This is a genomic window from Flavihumibacter stibioxidans, from assembly GCF_014332695.1.
In the GTDB taxonomy this organism is placed as follows: domain Bacteria; phylum Bacteroidota; class Bacteroidia; order Chitinophagales; family Chitinophagaceae; genus Flavihumibacter; species Flavihumibacter stibioxidans.
Map to the genome: position 1 here is coordinate 91,448 of NZ_MBUA01000031.1, position 15,975 is coordinate 107,422.

Below are 15,975 nucleotides of genomic sequence, written 5' to 3' on the forward strand. Positions count from 1 at the left end.
TAATAACCAAATGAATTATTTAGAATACAGCAAAAAAAAGGAAGTCCGGAATTTAATCCGGAATGTAAAAATTCACCGGAAGGGTGATAGCAGCGAATGATGGTATGCAGATATTGCTGTACATAGGAAGGCCAAAAATAAGGAAACGCCCCATATGGAGCGTTTCACATTAAAAAAAACTTGTAAGAACCTGTTAATCATGTATCGCCACAAGCGGAATATGGGTATGATAAAGTAATCTCTTGGTTTGGCTGGGGTTGAAAAGGGATTCCATGAAACTATGTTTCCTGGGTATGGTAAGGATCAGGTCTATTTTAAAATCTGCTGCGAAAGTATTGATGGCGTCTACGAAATCACCAATCCGGATAAAATAAAAAGAGGGGGTGAAACCTTGCAGCATTTCTTCAAGATCTGCCTTCTCTGCCTTGTACTCATCCGTTATTTCAACATGTATTTCACTGTTAACATTTACCACGTGCAGATCTGCCTTGAAACATTCCAGCAGGTTACGGAGTGGTTGAATGGGGGTGTTTTGTTTTACATTCTTCATATCCGTGGCAAAAAGAATATTATTAATGCCGGAATACTTTGCCTCTGATGGTACAATCAAAACCGGACAAATGGCTTCGTGTGCCATATTCAGGGAATTGCTGCCCATCAGGAGTTGTTCGATCCTGCTGGTACCTGTTAGCCCCATTACAACGAGGTCAGCACCATGGTGCTTTACATACCGGACCAGGCTTTCAGTAAGTGAATCGCCTTCCTCCGCCACCACTTTAACATCCATCATTGGCGCGATCTCATGCACCAGGTTGTTTAGGGCCATTTCAATTATCTGCTTACGGGCTTCCAGGTTGGTTTTGAGCGGGGTTCCATCTGCTCCGGCTGATACCCGGTTGAACACATGGAAAAATACCAGCTTAGACTGATCAATGCCTTTTGCCAGGGCTACCGCATAATTGGCAGCATTTTTTGATGTTTCTGAGAAATCAATCGGGACCAGTAGGGTTTTCATACAATAAATTTAAGGGAAATTACAAAATGATTCATGATGACTGTCAAGTATTACCTTTGCCGCCGTTATGAAATACCATACAGAGATACAACGTCGACGCACTTTTGCCATCATCTCCCACCCCGATGCCGGTAAAACCACATTAACCGAGAAACTGCTACTTTTTGGTGGTGCCATTCAAACCGCTGGTGCAGTTAAAAGTAATAAAATTAAGAAACATGCCACTTCGGATTTTATGGAAATCGAGCGGCAGCGTGGTATCTCAGTGGCCACTTCTGTTATGACTTTCGAATACCAGGGAATCCTTATCAACCTGTTGGATACACCTGGCCACAAGGATTTCGCCGAAGACACCTACCGGACCCTGACCGCCGTTGACAGCGTAATACTGGTAGTGGACAGTGTGAATGGGGTAGAGGACCAGACCCGACGCCTGATGGAAGTCTGCCGCATGCGCGACACCCCGGTAATTGTATTTATCAATAAAATGGACAGGGATGGCAAGAACCGTTTCGACCTGATCGAAGAGATCGAAAAAGAATTGTCCATCCACCTGCATCCCCTGACCTGGCCCATCAACAGCGGAAAGGATTTTAAAGGGGTGTACAACCTGCACGATAAAAACCTCCGCCTGTTTACCGCCAGTACCAAAGCAGAAGAGGAAGATACCCTTCATCTGGAGGACCTTTCCAGCCCTGTTCTGGACCAGCGGCTTGGCGAAAGGGATGCCGCCATCCTGCGCGAAGACGTTGAACTGGTGGATGGCGTACATGGAGAACTGAATGTGGAAGATTACCTTGCCGGTCAGGTAGCACCCGTGTTTTTCGGCAGTGCCGTTAACAATTTTGGAGTAAAGGAAATGCTGGATACTTTCATCCGGATCGCCCCAATACCCAGGAGCCGCGAAACGAGCAAGCGGGTAGTGGATGTGGAGGAAGACAGGTTCAGCGGATTTATTTTCAAAATACACGCCAACCTGGACCCCAAACACCGCGACCGGATCGCGTTTTTAAGGGTTTGTTCCGGAAAATTTGAAAGAAATAAATATTTTCATCACGTTCGGTTAGATAAGGACGTGAGATTCAGCAACCCATATAGCTTTCTCGCCCGGAGTAAAGATGTGATCGAAGAAGCCTACCCGGGTGATGTGGTCGGGTTATTTGATACCGGCAACTTTAAGATCGGTGATACACTCACAGAAGGGGAGGACTTTTATTTTACCGGTATTCCGTCCTTTTCACCGGAAATATTCAAGGAAGTGGTGAACAAGGACCCGATGAAAACCAAACAACTGGAAAAGGGTTTGATGCAGTTGACAGACGAAGGGGTGGCGCAGTTGTTTACCCAGTTTGGTGGCAATAAGAAGATTATCGGCTGCGTAGGTGAACTTCAGTTTGAAGTGATACAATACAGGCTGCTGCAGGAATATGGGGCTTCAGTGGAATTCAGGGCGCAACCGTTTTACAAAGCCTGCTGGATAACCAGTAAGGATCCGAAAAAATTACAGGAGTTCACCCGGTTCAAATCATCCAATATTGCAGAAGATAAGGATGGCCACGAAGTGTACCTGGCACAAAGTGAATGGTTCCTCAATACGGAAAGAACCAATAATCCTGATATTGAATTCCACTTTACTTCAGAAATTCACAAGGAAGAATAAGGCCGGTGACAGCCCCGGCTAAAAATCGGGGCTGACGCCGGTATAGTTGGACGGGCTGATGGCCAGTAATTCCTTTTTAACGGCAGCATCTACCTTCAGTGTCCTGATAAAAGCGTGGATAGCTTTTTTATCAATAGCTGCTTTTCCCCTGGTCAGGTCTTTCAATGCCTCATATGGATTGGGATAATTCTCCCTGCGAAGGATGGTCTGTATGGCCTCCGCCACTACGGCCCAGTTATTTTCCAGGTCATCGTTGATCTTCTTTTCATTCAGCACCAGTTTGCCCAGTCCTTTTTCTATAGACCGGATGGCCAGAATGATATGTGCAAAAGGCACCCCTATATTGCGTAATACGGTAGAGTCAGTAAGGTCGCGCTGCAGTCTGCTGATGGGGAGTTTGGCTGAAAGATGCTCCAGCAGGGCATTTGCCATCCCCAGGTTGCCTTCGGCATTTTCAAAATCAATTGGGTTCACTTTATGGGGCATGGCTGAAGAGCCGATCTCACCTTTTTTTGTCTTCTGCTTAAAATAATCCATTGAAATATACGTCCAGATGTCCCTGCACAGGTCGATCAGGATATTGTTGATCCTTTTCAGTCCGTCAAAATGTGCCGCCAGGTTATCGTAATGTTCAATTTGTGTAGTGAATTGTTGTCTTTGCAAACCGATGGACTCCACAAAACTATTGCCCAGGGCTACCCAGTTCTTCTTGGGATAAGCAACATGGTGGGCGTTGAAGTTACCGGTGGCGCCGCCGAATTTAGCTAAGTACGGTACGTTGATCAGCTGGTCTATCTGGTTGCTGATGCGTTCTACGAAAACCATCATTTCCTTTCCAAGGCGTGTGGGACTGGCAGGCTGGCCATGGGTGCGGGCCAGCATGGGGATATCCCTCCATTCTTCTGCCAGGGTCCTGAACTGGTTGTTCAGGTTCAGCAAGGCAGGCAGGTATTCATATTCCATGGCATGTTTCCAGCTCAAAGGAATGGAGGTATTGTTTATATCCTGGGAAGTGAGTCCGAAATGTACCCATTCTTTAAGTTGTCCGGCATCACAGGCGTCAAGTTTGGATTTGATGAAATATTCAACCGCTTTTACGTCGTGGTTGGTGATTTTTTCGGTTTCCTTTATGGTAGCGGCATCATCCGGGCTGAAATTGGCAGCCACCTCTTTCAGGAAATTGCGCACCCGGGCGTTCAGCTTAAAGAAACGGTTATCGGCCAGGAAGAGAAAGTATTCAATTTCCACGATTACCCTGTATTTCATCAGGGCATATTCAGAAAAATATTCATCTAATTGCTGTAACTGGTTGCGATAACGGCCGTCGATAGGCGAGATGGCGGTAAGGGATTGAAGTTCCATGTTGAATTATAATATGCGTGTCAAAACTCACTGGTCCTGTACATTTGCAAAATTAAATCAAAGCGAGTGGACAGAAAAATCAGAGTAGGCGCAGTAAGTTACCTGAATACAAAGCCCTTGATTTATGGTTTGGAAAAGGGAATGATGAAGGATGATATCCTGCTGGAAATGGACTATCCTTCCAATGTAGCCGCCAGGTTGCTTGAAGACAGTATAGATATCGGTTTGGTACCGGTGGCGACCATTCCGAGATTAAAGGAATATCATTTTGTTTCCGATTATGGGATAGCCTGCAATGGCAGGGTTTCATCTGTAAGTATTTTCAGCGAAGTGCCAATAGAAGAAGTAAGCGAAATATTGCTGGATTACCAGAGCCGCACTTCTGTCCGCCTGGCAAAAATCCTCATGCGCGAATACTGGCAGGTAAACCCGGTTATTACCGATACCAGGGAGGATTTCCGGGACCGGATAAAGGGAACAACTGCGGGTGTGGTCATTGGGGACCGGGCATTGGAACAAAGACTGGTATCAACTTACAATTACGATCTGGGTGAAACCTGGAAAGACTTTACAGGTCTGCCATTTGTGTTTGCCGGCTGGATCAGTAATAAGCCAATTTCGGAGGAGTTTATCAATAGATTCAACCTGGTCAATGAGTATGGTTTGCAGCGGCTGGAGGAAGTAATCGCTCAAAATCCCTATGAGGTTTATGATCTCTACGAATATTATACCCGGAATATAGATTACAGGCTGGATGAGCAGAAAATGAAAGGCCTTGAATTATACCTGGATTACCTGAAAAGATTTGGCTTTTAAGCGGTTATTTGACCCGAAGCTTTCTTAAGTATTTATCGATCTCCTGGTTGATTTCATTGGAAACCTTCAGGAAATATATACCCGGTACAAAAAGTCCGATAAAAAGGGCTGTACGCATGGCAGTGTCAATATAGAAATTTTCCACCCGGGGGATAAAATAAACCAGGGAAGTGGCAATTACTCCAACTAAGACCGCGATAAGATTTTTTCTGTTATAAGGCTGCATTCCAAATTTAAAGTAAAGGAAGCCAAATCGTAGTAGATTATAAAAAGTCAGAGAAATCAACGTTGAGTAAGCAGCCCCCATTAGACCGAAGTGGGAAATCAGGAAATAATTAAGTGGAAGGGCAACCAAAGAATATACAACGTTGGTGAAAAAATCAATTTTCCAAAAACTGGAAGTTGTGATAATCTGGCTATTTGCACCAGTACCAAGATCTATGAGTTTACCTAAGCCCATAAATAATACTACCGCAGTTATGCCAGAATACTTATCACCAAGGTAAAATGCAATATTGTGGATATTCAGGAAGATTAGCGAAAACATTACCAGGCCTATTACCAAAAGGTTGGCTACGCTTTTACTGTAAATACTTTTAATTCCAGCGAGATCCTTATTTTTCCAAGATTCGGCCAAAACAGGAATTGAAACAGCATTCATACTGCGCTGTGGAACTTCCATCAACGTAACAATATATGTGGCGATTGTAAAAACAGCTGTATCAGTTAATCCTCTATCTCCTAGAGAGGCAAGCAGAAACGTATCAATGGTGCGGCACAATAAATTTAGGAACTGGGCGCCAAATACAAAAATTCCAAAACTGGTCAATTTGCCTCTAAGCCTGTAGGTTACCGGGCTGATTTGTGAATTGAACTGGAATTCCCCCGTTTTTCTTAAAACAATAAAAAGGATAATGACCGGGAGTAGGTAAGAGATGGAAAACAGGAATACAAATGAATTTGTATCCAGGAAATGATAGCTGAATAAAATCAGGAGTACTGTAAAAAAAATCCTTGGTATGAGTTCACGCAGGGTGTTTGTTGTAATACTTTTACGGAAGGACCAGCCAAAACTTTCCAACCACATGAATATCAGCATTAGGAAGCAAAAGGGATAAACATACTGGCTGTATTCTACGAATAGTGGTGACCGTTCACTGAACTTACGAACGATAAAATCATCAGCCAGCCATCCACCGACACACACACCAATGAATCCTACCAAACAAATTACCGCAGAAATAAAGGGAAGATCATTTCTTTCCGGCTTTAGATATGATTTAAAAAATGGGAAAAATTTATATATGACCGGGAGTGTTCCCAAAGTTGCCAGGGTCGCTAGTGTAAGTCCCGCATCTGTAATTACTCTGGTTAGACCGAGTACATCCGGAGAAAGTATTTTAGGACTTAAAACCAACAAATTGAAAGCACCAATTGCAAATCCGAGTATGATTATTGCTGTAGATCGTATGCTTTGCTTTTGGATGGTCCCCATTCCATCAAAACTAAATAATATTGCTTTACTTCGAAAAATGGAGAAAATCTTTTATTTTGGCGGTGCTATGCCTGATCTTTATGAAAATCAATAATTTCTTTTTTGCTGTTTTACTTTTTCTCCCTGTATCCATATTGGCACAAATAAATCAAGTGCCCTTGTCAACCAGTTGTAATTCATGGTTAAGAATAATGGAAAGCGGGGCAGGAGTTCAGATAGGAGACCTTGACATCTCCGGAGACAAAGTTACTATTGAGGCGAAATTTAATCGGACAAGTCCCTATTCTGGCCCTTACGTATATGCCGGAGATATTGTTTCAAAACATAAGGATCCCAACGATGTAAATTATCTTTTGCGCCCCGGTTCAGCGGAAGTTACTACGACAAATGGTTACTTTATTACACCACAGGTTTGTGAATTCGACCTGAACAAGACCTACCATGTAGCATTGGTTTATGATGGAACTACCCTAAAATTTTATCGTAATGGTTATTTAATGAGCCAGGTAAATTGCAGTGGAAATCTGGTTCTTAATAATTATCCTACTACAATTGGCCAGAACGCCGACAATATGATGGTCTCTCCAGCTGAAGGATTAATCGGATTTATTGACGAAGTGAGAATATGGAAAACAGCCCGCACAGCGAATGAGATCAAGGCTAATATGGATATTTCACTTCCATCACCTGCCACTCAGAATGGATTGCTGGCATATTATCAATTTTCAAGTCTCGTTAACTCACAGGGTAATCCAAGTTGGAATGGCGTATTAAAGGGTACAGCAACTTTAAATACAACTAATCCCCAATGTGTAACATCGACCGACTCCTGTAATATTCAATGCAATAAGGAAGTGGATTTTGGTTATCGGTTTTCATTATGCAACCCTGAACAAATTGAACTCAATTCCTATACGGACGATGTAAAGAGAGTTAATTGGGATTTTGGCAATTATGGAACATCAACCATTTTGACCCCAGTTGTAAATTTGGGTGGTCTTAATAAGGCTCTTGACGTAAAATTAGGTGTAGAATTCTTTGATGGCTGTATCGCTGAAATCGAAAAAACAATTAAGATTGAAGCAAATACTGAAGCGAGTCCCAATGGGAGAATGGATACATCGGTTTGTGAAAATTCAGATATTATCATCAGAGCGCCTTTAGCCGAAGAATATTGCTGGAAAACCGGTAATGGTATTTTTACTGAAAATATTCAACAACATCAAATAACTGCTAATTCCAGATTTTTATATCCATATAAAAGATTTTTACCAGGTACTAATTTGGTACCTAATGGAGGTTTTGAAGGTGGCAATATTTCATTTTCCTCAGAATATTCCTTTAATGCTTCAGGTATCTCAAGTGGTAGATATTGGATAGGATCAAACCCTCAAGTTTGGAATCCAGGTATATCCTGTAATTCCACCATTCCTAATTCAAATATGTTGCTGGTAAATGGGGAGACTACTCCGGGAAAAACAATCTGGAAAACTAGTGTACCTGTACAGGCAAATAGTGAATATATACTCCGATTCAATCTGCAAAACCTTAAGGATGGATTTCCGGTAATCCGCATATTTATAAATGGTAATAAAATAGACGAAGCGAAATTTGGAAAACAGAATCTTTGTGATTGGGAGAACTATCGTATTTTCTGGAATTCAGGGAATTCAGCTAATGCTGAAATAACGTTTATTACTGGAACAAAATCAGGGGGCGAAACGGTATTTGCAATAGATAATATCAACTTTTCAAAATTTATGTTATTTGCTGATTCTGCTGTCGTTAAAGTTGAATCAGCCCCTGTAATCAATTTGGTAGATGCAGTACAATTATGTAAAGGGAATAGTATTAGGCTGAATGCAAATACCACTTCCTTCAATTCTATAAACTGGTTTCCCAATCAATTTATAAGTGATATAAATTCATCCATTACTGATGTAAATCCACCAAACACATTCAAATATTTCGTTAATGCAAGGTCTCCATTAGGATGCGAATCAATTGACTCTGTTTTAGTAGAAGTTAACCCCATGCCTTCATTCGGTGTGTCACCTGCAGATTCTGCTGTATGTCCAGGAATTGATTTCACTTTAAATGCATACGGAGGAACATCTTACCAGTGGTTAATGAATGATCAACCAGTAAATACAGGTCTGTCATACCAGGCATCCTTAAATGAGTCAGGTGTAATAAAAGTTATAATTTCAGATGATTTGTGCAATATCAGCGATACCCTGATAAGTACCATTGAAGTATTTGAAATGCCTCAGATAAATGTTACAAAATCAAATGACATTGATTGTAAACAAACAACCTCATTTTTGACGGCTACAGGAGTAGATACATTTTTATGGGCTGATGATCAGTCAATAGTTGAACGTCAGGGAAATTCTATAAGGGTGGCACCAATGCAAAACACTACGTATTATTTTACTGGAATTGATGGCAATGGTTGTAATTCAGTTGATTCTATTGAGGTTTATGTAACACCAGGTGCGGCAAATGAGGAATTTAAAATGCCAAATGCTTTTACTCCAAACGGCGACAATAAGAACGATTGCTTTGGCGTGTCAAAACTTCTGGCTTTACAGGAATATAAGTTTACTATTTGGAATAGGTGGGGGGAAATTGTTTTTTCTACAACTAACCAGGCAGAATGCTGGGATGGCACTCTAAAAGGTGTAAGACAAAATGAAGGAACATATGTATTTCAGGTTAGCGGAGTTTCAATCTGTGGAAAGGTGAATAAAAAAGGATTGGTGCAATTACTTCGATAATGGTCCCATTTTTTGTTTTCTAAAGTCTATCAGCCCTTTAATAATATATTTCAATACAAGGAAAGGTTCATTTCCGTATAATAGATTGTTCTTAATACGGTTTAATAAAGCATTTTTTTTGTTTTTCATTTCTACCTTAAAATGACCACTGTGTTTTTGTGTTACATAAAAATAGTTTCTGGTCATAAAGTAAATTCTGATCGGCGAATGTAATGTCCTTGCAGTTTTTTTAAAACTTTTTAAAGACAAGTTTTCTGAGCTATTCCCCAAACTATGAACGAGCCTGATATTTTCAAATAGGACTATTTCAAATCCCTTTTCAATGGCGGTATAGCAATAATCATGGTCAACTTCATCAATAAAAAGATTTTCATCAAAACCGCCAATTATATTAAATAAACGTAGATTTAAAATGCTCCCTGAGGTGATAAGTTCAGTTACAACGGATGTGTGGCAGTTGATTTCTTTTGGGGCTTGAACTCCAAAATTAATCCCTGCCATGGCAATACGCTCCCAATTAATATTTTTTGAGCATGCCATATATGCTGCGATATCAGGTTCTTCAAAATAAGAATCCTGGTCCATTGTCAGCAATAAGTCGAAACCATCATCTATAGCTGCTTTTGCAACCTGATTTAACCTGCTTGCTATCCCCTGATTTTTGGAGTCATGAATAAATTCAAATTTAACTCCAGTCAAGGATTCCGAATTTGATATAGTGGCTGGTTTTGGGCTATTGTCAACAATAAAAAGCTTACTGATATGGCGGGAGTAAGTTTTGATATTTTCAAGAACCTCCTGACCCGGATTGAATAGAATTACAACTCCGGCTATTTTAGCCATGATTTCACCTGTTTAGTCCATTTCTTTTTTTGACCAAAATCTTCAAAATGATGCGTAAGCTGTGCTTCACCTTTAAAGGTATTTCTGGGTGGTGTCATTTTCATTTTTTCAATGATCAGCATACTGTCATAATAATGTAACGCTCTTACACTTTGCGTTACGTTATTCATCATTTTAGCCTTGTCACTTTTCACTGCGTGCCATCCATGTATAAAGTCAATGAGATTTTTGCTGAATTCAATAAATGTCCCCTTTTTTTTATAGCCACCTCCATAACTTTCCCAATATGAAGTATGCAGATCTTCACAGACATATAAACCATCTTCTTTCACATGGTCAAACAACACGTTGAATGTAGTTATTTGTTGCTTCATAGTATGCCCGCCATCGTCCAGAAGGACATCAACTTTTGGAATCTTAGATTTCAAATCAGTAAGAAATGCTTCGTCTTCCTGTGATCCAATGTGTATTGAAATATTATCCCCTTCGAATTTTTTACATTCAGGATTTACATCAACTCCAATGATTTTTGCGTTTTCTCCGAAGTATTTACGCCACATTTCAAGAGATCCGCCATGGGCTATACCAATCTCCAGAAAAGTAAAATCAGTATTACGGTATTTACTGAAATACTGATCATAAATATCAATATAGTGCTCCCATTTATTCAACAATCGGCCTGAATGTGCCTCATATATTTCGCGCAAGGATTGCATTTAAACTGGTTTTATTTAACAAACTGTAAATTGCGTAAAATATCTGAGAATAACAATGTCGATGCAGGTCAGCCCATTCATCTCAATCTGTATCCCTGCTTATAAAAGGGTGGATTACCTTAAGCGCCTATTGGATTCTATTGTAATCCAGCAATTCCGCGATTTTGAAGTAGTGCTAACGGATGATAGTCCAGACATCACGGTGAGTGAACTGTGCAAACAGTACTCAGGCCGGATGAACCTCCGGTATTTCAAAAATGATCCCGTTCTCGGCACGCCGGAAAACTGGAATGAAGGCATCCGCCAGGCCAGGGGTGAATGGATCAAGATCATGCACGATGATGACTGGTTTACCAACGACATGGCCCTTGCCAGATTTCATGAACAAACCCTGAATTACCCCGACTGCAGGTTCTTTTTCTCAGCTTTTCAGAATGTGGATGAAGACAGCGGAAAAATCGAAACGGTCCGGTGCAGCAGTTGGGAACTTTTCCTGCTGAGATCCAGTCCGCTTCATCTCTTCAAAAAGGTTTATGTCGGCAACCCAAGCTGTACACTGGTTCGGCGCGACCTTGACCTTTTTTACGACAACCGGTTTAAATATGTAGTGGATTTTGAATACTACATCCGCTGTATCCAAAAAACAGGTGAGTGGCGCTATATTGATGAAGTTTTGCTGCAGATCGGGTTCAATAAGGAACAGGTTACCAAGTATACTTTCCGGGTTAAAGAGGTGCAAATTCCGGAAAACCACCTGCTACTGGAAAAAATGGGAGCTGGCATCCTGCGTAATATCCTGGTCTTTGATTATTACTGGCGCCTGTACCGCAACCTGGAAATCCGGAGTACGCAGGAAATAGAGGCATTGTATAACGCTCCCGTTCACCCGATAATTCGTTGCATGCTGAGAATACAGGGAAAACTGCCGGCAAACCTGCTTAAGTCGGGCTTTGTTTCAAAACCAATGATGTGTCTCACCTACCTTAGGAGCCTGCTGATAAGTGTTTAAGACACTTATATGTTTTCCAGCTTCAGCCTTGTCTTTACGGCATACAGGAATTTTCCAAATGGCCCGTTGAGTAAATAATAAAGTATTCTTAATCTCAGGTGCCAGATCTTAAGTTTCAGGCTCCTGCCAAAATGCTTTGTATATACTTCTTCCATCTGTTTCAGCGATTGCAGATAACTGGTCTGGCTGATGCCATGTGGCGCAAATATCACTAACTGTTGCTCCAGGAAAATAAATGGTTCATCCGCCATACGGCAGAGAAAATCATAGTCCATCGCGATGTTCAGTCCCGGATCATACAGGCCGTATGTTTCATGCAGGCTTTTTTTCAGGAAAATGGTCTGGTGCCATACCGACCGCATTCCCCGATACAACTTCGCTTTTTCAAATGGCTTACCCAGCACTACATCTTTGCCACCCCGTTGTGTCTGGCATTTACCGTGCAACCAGGTAATCGATGGGTTGGCAAGAAAAGTATCCTCAACCAGTCCAAGTACCTCAGCTGAAAAAAAACAATCCCCCGAATTAAGCAGGTTGATTATTTCCCCGCGGGATCTTTCAATTCCTTTATTAAATGCATCCGCAATGCCTTTGTCTCTTTCGGATATCCATTTCCGGTAGGAAGGCTGGGCATGATTTTCCAGGAACTCCCTGATTTCTCCATTGGTAGAACCGTCAATGATCCAATGCTCAAATGGCGCCTTTGCCTGCCTGTCCACAGAATTACAACTTGCCTTCAGTTCAGGCAGATTGTTATAACAAATGGTTATGACGGAAATCTTCAGTGACATGGGTTAAAATTTCTGTACCAATCCCTTTAATGCATCCCGGCGAAATCGAATTACAGGCCAGGATTTTTTGGGGGTTCCCTTCAGCGCATACCAGATACCCAGCACCACCGCGGCTCCCAGTTTGACAATGAATTCCACCACTTTTTTGTAATAAGCCATGGCACCGAGCTTTTTTACCCTGACCCTTTCGCCGCGTCCCTGGCCGGATGCCACCCGATATAAGTATTCGGGGGTGAGCTTTTTGACCTCCACCACATGATGCACTTTTACAGCAGGATCATAGAATATACGGTAACCAAGTGCTTTCATCCTGAAAAAGAAATCCTTGCCTTCGCCGCCAATCCGCAGTTTACCTACCACACCCGGCAAACTGGTATCGAAACCGTTGATATCAAAAAATGCCTTGCGGGTCACAGTCATATTTGGTTCAAAGGGATAGCGCGTTGCACTGAATTCTGTTACCCTGTCGCTGTAATCGAAATTTGCCACCAAAGAGGAAACATAGTATGACATCCAATCCGGTTCAGCCGGAATGTATTGGGGGATAATAGGTCCGCCCATTCCGCCGGCCTCAGGATGAGCTGCGAAAAAAGCCAGGATCTTTTCCAGGAAATCCGGAAAGGCCACTGCATCATCATCGATAAAGGTCAGCAGTTCCCCCTTTGCTGCTTTGGCGCCTGCATTTCTTGAAAACGATGACCCCTGGCTGGTTTCCTTCAGGAAAACAATATTGGCATCGGTATGCGTTGCAATGTATTCCCGGCACAAGGATTCTGTATTGTCCGTACTGTTATTGTCCACCACAATGACCTCATATTCCGACCTGCTTATGGACTGGTTGTACAGGCTGTCAATGGCATTGATGATATAGTCCGCCCGGTTATAGGAGCTGATGATTACCGAGATCATACAAGCTTTTTACGTTTCCAGGCAAGGAAGGCAATAACTGCAAGGCCAAGGTAGATCAGTATCGCACTGATCGTGGAAACCATCTGGCTGCTTGCAACTGCTTTGGGTTCAAACCTGAATTCAATGTTATGAGTTCCTGCAGGCACCTTCATTCCCCTCAGCACATAGTTTGCTTTTACATAGGGAACGGGCTTCCCATCCAGGTAGGCATTCCATCCCTTGTCATAAAAGATCTCACTGAAAACGGCAAACTGATCTGTGGAAGCATTGGTTTTATATACCACTTTATCATTCAGGTTCTCCACCCACTGTATGCTGGCAGATGAATCATAAACCGGCTGTCCACCCAGGGTTTGTACATATTTTTCCTGCACCACAGCTATATCCTTTAAAGAAGTGCTGTCTAGCGCTTTCATTTCAGCATTGCCATCCTTTACAATTTTCACCTCTTTTACAAACCAGGCCGGCCCGAATGCTTCCGGGTTCACCTGTGCAACTGCCTGACCATTGGCCGGGTTTTGCATGATGAAGTAACGGGTGTTGAGCATATTGAATACCTGCATATTGCCTTTAGACAACTGGTGCTGGATCAGGTCCTGGTACAATCCCAGTTTGGCCGGACTGTAACCGCCTATTGAATTATGGAAATAAGAAGCCCTGGAGCTTTCAAACGGATTGGCATTGGTACTCTGGTCAAAAACCCTGAAAGGCTGACGGGTATCATTCTTAATACTGAGATCAGCAGCATTGGGTGTAAAATTTGCTTCAAATTCTTCCTTTTCCACAAAGTTGCGGTGACCCAGGTAGCGGGTACCCACGCCCACAATATCAATTGAACTGGCCACCAGCAATCCCACCAGTAATATGACTTGGTTGAGTTTTCCCTTACGATAAAAATACATCAGGGTAGCGGCCAGCAGTACCAGCAGGATGGACCTGAAGAGATCGCCCCCAAATAAAGATTTACGGTCATCCCGTAATGCTGAAACAATGGATTGTGCAAAATCCGCCGCCTGCTGCTGCATCTGGGGATTTTGGTCACCGCCCTGCATCATGCTGCCGGCCAGTTGTTGCTTCAGTCCTGCATCCCCAGCGCCGCTAAAGTCTGCCATCAGGTAAAACACCAGATACAGCGCAATCACAACACCGGAAATGATGGCAGTTAGCTTTAGCCTTTTTTGTTCACCGGCATCCTTGCTGTCGGTTTTCAGGAATTGTTCCAATCCCAGTGCTGCCAGCAAAGGGAAGGTCAGCTGGGGTATGATCAATGCGATGGTCGGTGCCCTGAACTTATTATAAAAGGGCAGGTAATCAAAGAGGAAATAGTTGAGGGAAGAAAAATTCTTGCCCCATGCCAGCAGGATACCTATTATGGTTGCTGCCAGGATCCACCATTTGTGCCATGATTTTACATATACCATTCCCAGGATAAACAGGAAGCAAATAATGGCACCGAAATATACCGGACCAGATGTGCCGGGCTGTGAGCCCCAGTATGCTGGTAATTGTTTCACAAAACTATTGGCCTGGTCTTCCTGCATGCCGGTTTTTTCCATCAGTACCGTAGCTGTTTTGGTGTCATCCCCAAATTCGGAAATGATTTCCCCGTTGACAACTGTACCTGAACTGCCGCCGTATATGGATGGAACGAAAAAGGTCATCGTTTCCGTGATGCCGTAGCTCCAGTGAAAAGCATAGTCTTTGTCAAGACCACCAACTGTTTTATTGGTGGAATCAACGCCTTCTGTAATTTCTGAGCGTCCGCCACGCATGGTCTCTTTTGAATACTCCTGCAGGGGATACCAGCTCGTGGCATAGGATGCCAGCCCAACCAGGCCTGCCACCAATGCAATGCCAAAGGACGGGAATAAAGCTCCCGTTTCTTTGTTGCGGATACTATTAACCAGGTAGGCAATACTGATCAATGCCATTACAATGACAGTATAATAAACTACCTGAACGTGTTGGGTGCTGGTTTGCAGGCCAAAGAAAAGCGCCAGCAATGCGGCACCGGTCAGGTATTTTTTCTGGTAAACCATCAGCAGTGATCCTATCACAGCAGGCGCATAGGCGATGGCCCACATTTTGGTATTGTGTCCTACTGCAATGATCACCGGGTCATAGGTTGACCAGGCATAGGCAATGGCTGCAAGGGCCGCCACCAGTGGCCTTATCCCCAGAACCATGCAGAGAAAATAGAAACTGATACAGGCAAGAAAAAAGAAACTAACGGGAATGGGCATGCCAAGTGTGAGTAATACCTGCAGGTAAATGGTTTCCACCATCGCACCGTTGGAAGTAAAAGTGAAAGCCGGCATTCCGCCAAACATACTGTTGGACCATAGGGGAAAGTGTCCGTATTTTTCCTTAAACTCAAAGGATTGCTGGGCCATTCCTTTCCAGCCCTGGATATCGTGTTGCTCCAGGACCTTCCCCATTATTGCCGGCTGGCAATAGACAACAGATACGACCAGGAAAAATAAAATGGCGTAAATATGTGGCGATGCTTGTTTAAACCAATTGGATTTCATGTGCCTGAATTCAGTTTAGGCGGCAAAATAAGACATATTTGACCTTCA

12 protein-coding genes are annotated in these 15,975 nt (G+C 42.7%); 4 read left to right on the plus strand and 8 right to left on the minus strand.

Features of this window, described 5'->3' with window-relative positions:
• Nucleotides 1-193 precede the first annotated feature (193 nt).
• Complete coding sequence (locus BC349_RS19450; RefSeq protein ID WP_187258464.1) at nucleotides 194-1,015, minus strand: universal stress protein; 822 nt, start codon at nucleotides 1,013-1,015, stop codon at nucleotides 194-196.
• Between the two features lie 67 nt (nucleotides 1,016-1,082).
• On the opposite strand from BC349_RS19450, the gene BC349_RS19455 reads away from it, so the two are divergent.
• Complete coding sequence (locus BC349_RS19455; protein WP_187258465.1) at nucleotides 1,083-2,675, plus strand: peptide chain release factor 3; 1,593 nt, start codon at nucleotides 1,083-1,085, stop codon at nucleotides 2,673-2,675.
• A gap of 18 nt (nucleotides 2,676-2,693) precedes the next feature.
• Here the strand turns inward: BC349_RS19455 and purB are convergent, their stop codons facing one another.
• Nucleotides 2,694-4,037 (minus strand): adenylosuccinate lyase, encoded by a 1,344-nt coding sequence (purB, locus tag BC349_RS19460; protein WP_187258466.1) that lies wholly within the window; start codon nucleotides 4,035-4,037, stop codon nucleotides 2,694-2,696.
• A gap of 66 nt (nucleotides 4,038-4,103) precedes the next feature.
• Here purB and BC349_RS19465 point away from each other — a divergent pair, with 66 nt between their 5' ends.
• On the plus strand, nucleotides 4,104-4,853 hold the full coding sequence (locus tag BC349_RS19465; protein WP_187258467.1) for an MqnA/MqnD/SBP family protein: 750 nt from the start codon (nucleotides 4,104-4,106) through the stop codon (nucleotides 4,851-4,853).
• A 4-nt stretch (nucleotides 4,854-4,857) separates the two neighbouring features.
• Here the strand turns inward: BC349_RS19465 and BC349_RS19470 are convergent, their stop codons facing one another.
• Nucleotides 4,858-6,348 carry an oligosaccharide flippase family protein gene (locus BC349_RS19470; RefSeq protein ID WP_187258468.1) on the minus strand — a complete coding sequence of 497 codons (1,491 nt, stop codon included), beginning with the start codon at nucleotides 6,346-6,348 and terminating at the stop codon, nucleotides 4,858-4,860.
• Nucleotides 6,349-6,428: 80 nt separating this feature from the next.
• On the opposite strand from BC349_RS19470, the gene BC349_RS19475 reads away from it, so the two are divergent.
• Nucleotides 6,429-9,128, plus strand: coding sequence for a T9SS type B sorting domain-containing protein (locus tag BC349_RS19475; RefSeq protein ID WP_222840238.1), 2,700 nt, complete (start codon nucleotides 6,429-6,431; stop codon nucleotides 9,126-9,128).
• Here the strand turns inward: BC349_RS19475 and BC349_RS19480 are convergent.
• Nucleotides 9,117-9,971: a glycosyltransferase family protein gene (locus BC349_RS19480; RefSeq protein ID WP_187258470.1), complete on the minus strand. Its 855-nt coding sequence runs from the start codon at nucleotides 9,969-9,971 to the stop codon at nucleotides 9,117-9,119. The two genes, BC349_RS19475 and BC349_RS19480, sit on opposite strands and share 12 nt — an antisense overlap.
• On the minus strand, nucleotides 9,959-10,687 hold the full coding sequence (locus BC349_RS19485) for a class I SAM-dependent methyltransferase (RefSeq protein WP_187258471.1): 729 nt from the start codon (nucleotides 10,685-10,687) through the stop codon (nucleotides 9,959-9,961). The genes BC349_RS19480 and BC349_RS19485 overlap by 13 nt, the downstream gene beginning before the upstream one ends.
• A 55-nt stretch (nucleotides 10,688-10,742) precedes the next feature.
• Between BC349_RS19485 and BC349_RS19490 the strand changes: the two genes are divergently transcribed.
• A complete protein-coding gene (locus BC349_RS19490) occupies nucleotides 10,743-11,696 on the plus strand; it encodes a glycosyltransferase family 2 protein (protein WP_187258472.1) in 954 nt (317 codons plus the stop codon).
• Nucleotides 11,697-11,701: 5 nt separating this feature from the next.
• On the opposite strand, the gene BC349_RS19495 is transcribed toward BC349_RS19490, so the two are convergent.
• From BC349_RS19495 to BC349_RS19505, 3 genes are read right to left on the minus strand one after another with little or no spacing between them, the layout of a single operon-like run.
• Nucleotides 11,702-12,487 carry a glycosyltransferase gene (locus BC349_RS19495; protein WP_187258473.1) on the minus strand — a complete coding sequence of 262 codons (786 nt, stop codon included), beginning with the start codon at nucleotides 12,485-12,487 and terminating at the stop codon, nucleotides 11,702-11,704.
• 3 nt (nucleotides 12,488-12,490) lie between these two features.
• Nucleotides 12,491-13,396 (minus strand): glycosyltransferase family 2 protein, encoded by a 906-nt coding sequence (locus BC349_RS19500; protein WP_187258474.1) that lies wholly within the window; start codon nucleotides 13,394-13,396, stop codon nucleotides 12,491-12,493.
• Nucleotides 13,393-15,927, minus strand: coding sequence for a YfhO family protein (locus BC349_RS19505; protein WP_187258475.1), 2,535 nt, complete (start codon nucleotides 15,925-15,927; stop codon nucleotides 13,393-13,395). Before BC349_RS19505 ends, BC349_RS19500 begins: the two co-directional genes overlap by 4 nt.
• Nucleotides 15,928-15,975 lie beyond the last annotated feature (48 nt).

Bases quoted from the DNA above. Each gene is read 5' to 3' on its own strand.
- BC349_RS19450 (WP_187258464.1), bottom strand. From the start codon at position 1,015: ATGAAAACCCTACTGGTCCCGATTGATTTCTCAGAAACATCAAAAAAT.
- BC349_RS19455 (WP_187258465.1), top strand. From the start codon at position 1,083: ATGAAATACCATACAGAGATACAACGTCGACGCACTTTTGCCATCATC.
- purB (WP_187258466.1), bottom strand. From the start codon at position 4,037: ATGGAACTTCAATCCCTTACCGCCATCTCGCCTATCGACGGCCGTTAT.
- BC349_RS19470 (WP_187258468.1), bottom strand. From the start codon at position 6,348: ATGGGGACCATCCAAAAGCAAAGCATACGATCTACAGCAATAATCATA.
- BC349_RS19475 (WP_222840238.1), top strand. From the start codon at position 6,429: ATGAAAATCAATAATTTCTTTTTTGCTGTTTTACTTTTTCTCCCTGTA.
- BC349_RS19480 (WP_187258470.1), bottom strand. From the start codon at position 9,971: ATGGCTAAAATAGCCGGAGTTGTAATTCTATTCAATCCGGGTCAGGAG.
- BC349_RS19485 (WP_187258471.1), bottom strand. From the start codon at position 10,687: ATGCAATCCTTGCGCGAAATATATGAGGCACATTCAGGCCGATTGTTG.
- BC349_RS19490 (WP_187258472.1), top strand. From the start codon at position 10,743: ATGTCGATGCAGGTCAGCCCATTCATCTCAATCTGTATCCCTGCTTAT.
- BC349_RS19495 (WP_187258473.1), bottom strand. From the start codon at position 12,487: ATGTCACTGAAGATTTCCGTCATAACCATTTGTTATAACAATCTGCCT.
- BC349_RS19500 (WP_187258474.1), bottom strand. From the start codon at position 13,396: ATGATCTCGGTAATCATCAGCTCCTATAACCGGGCGGACTATATCATC.
- BC349_RS19505 (WP_187258475.1), bottom strand. From the start codon at position 15,927: ATGAAATCCAATTGGTTTAAACAAGCATCGCCACATATTTACGCCATT.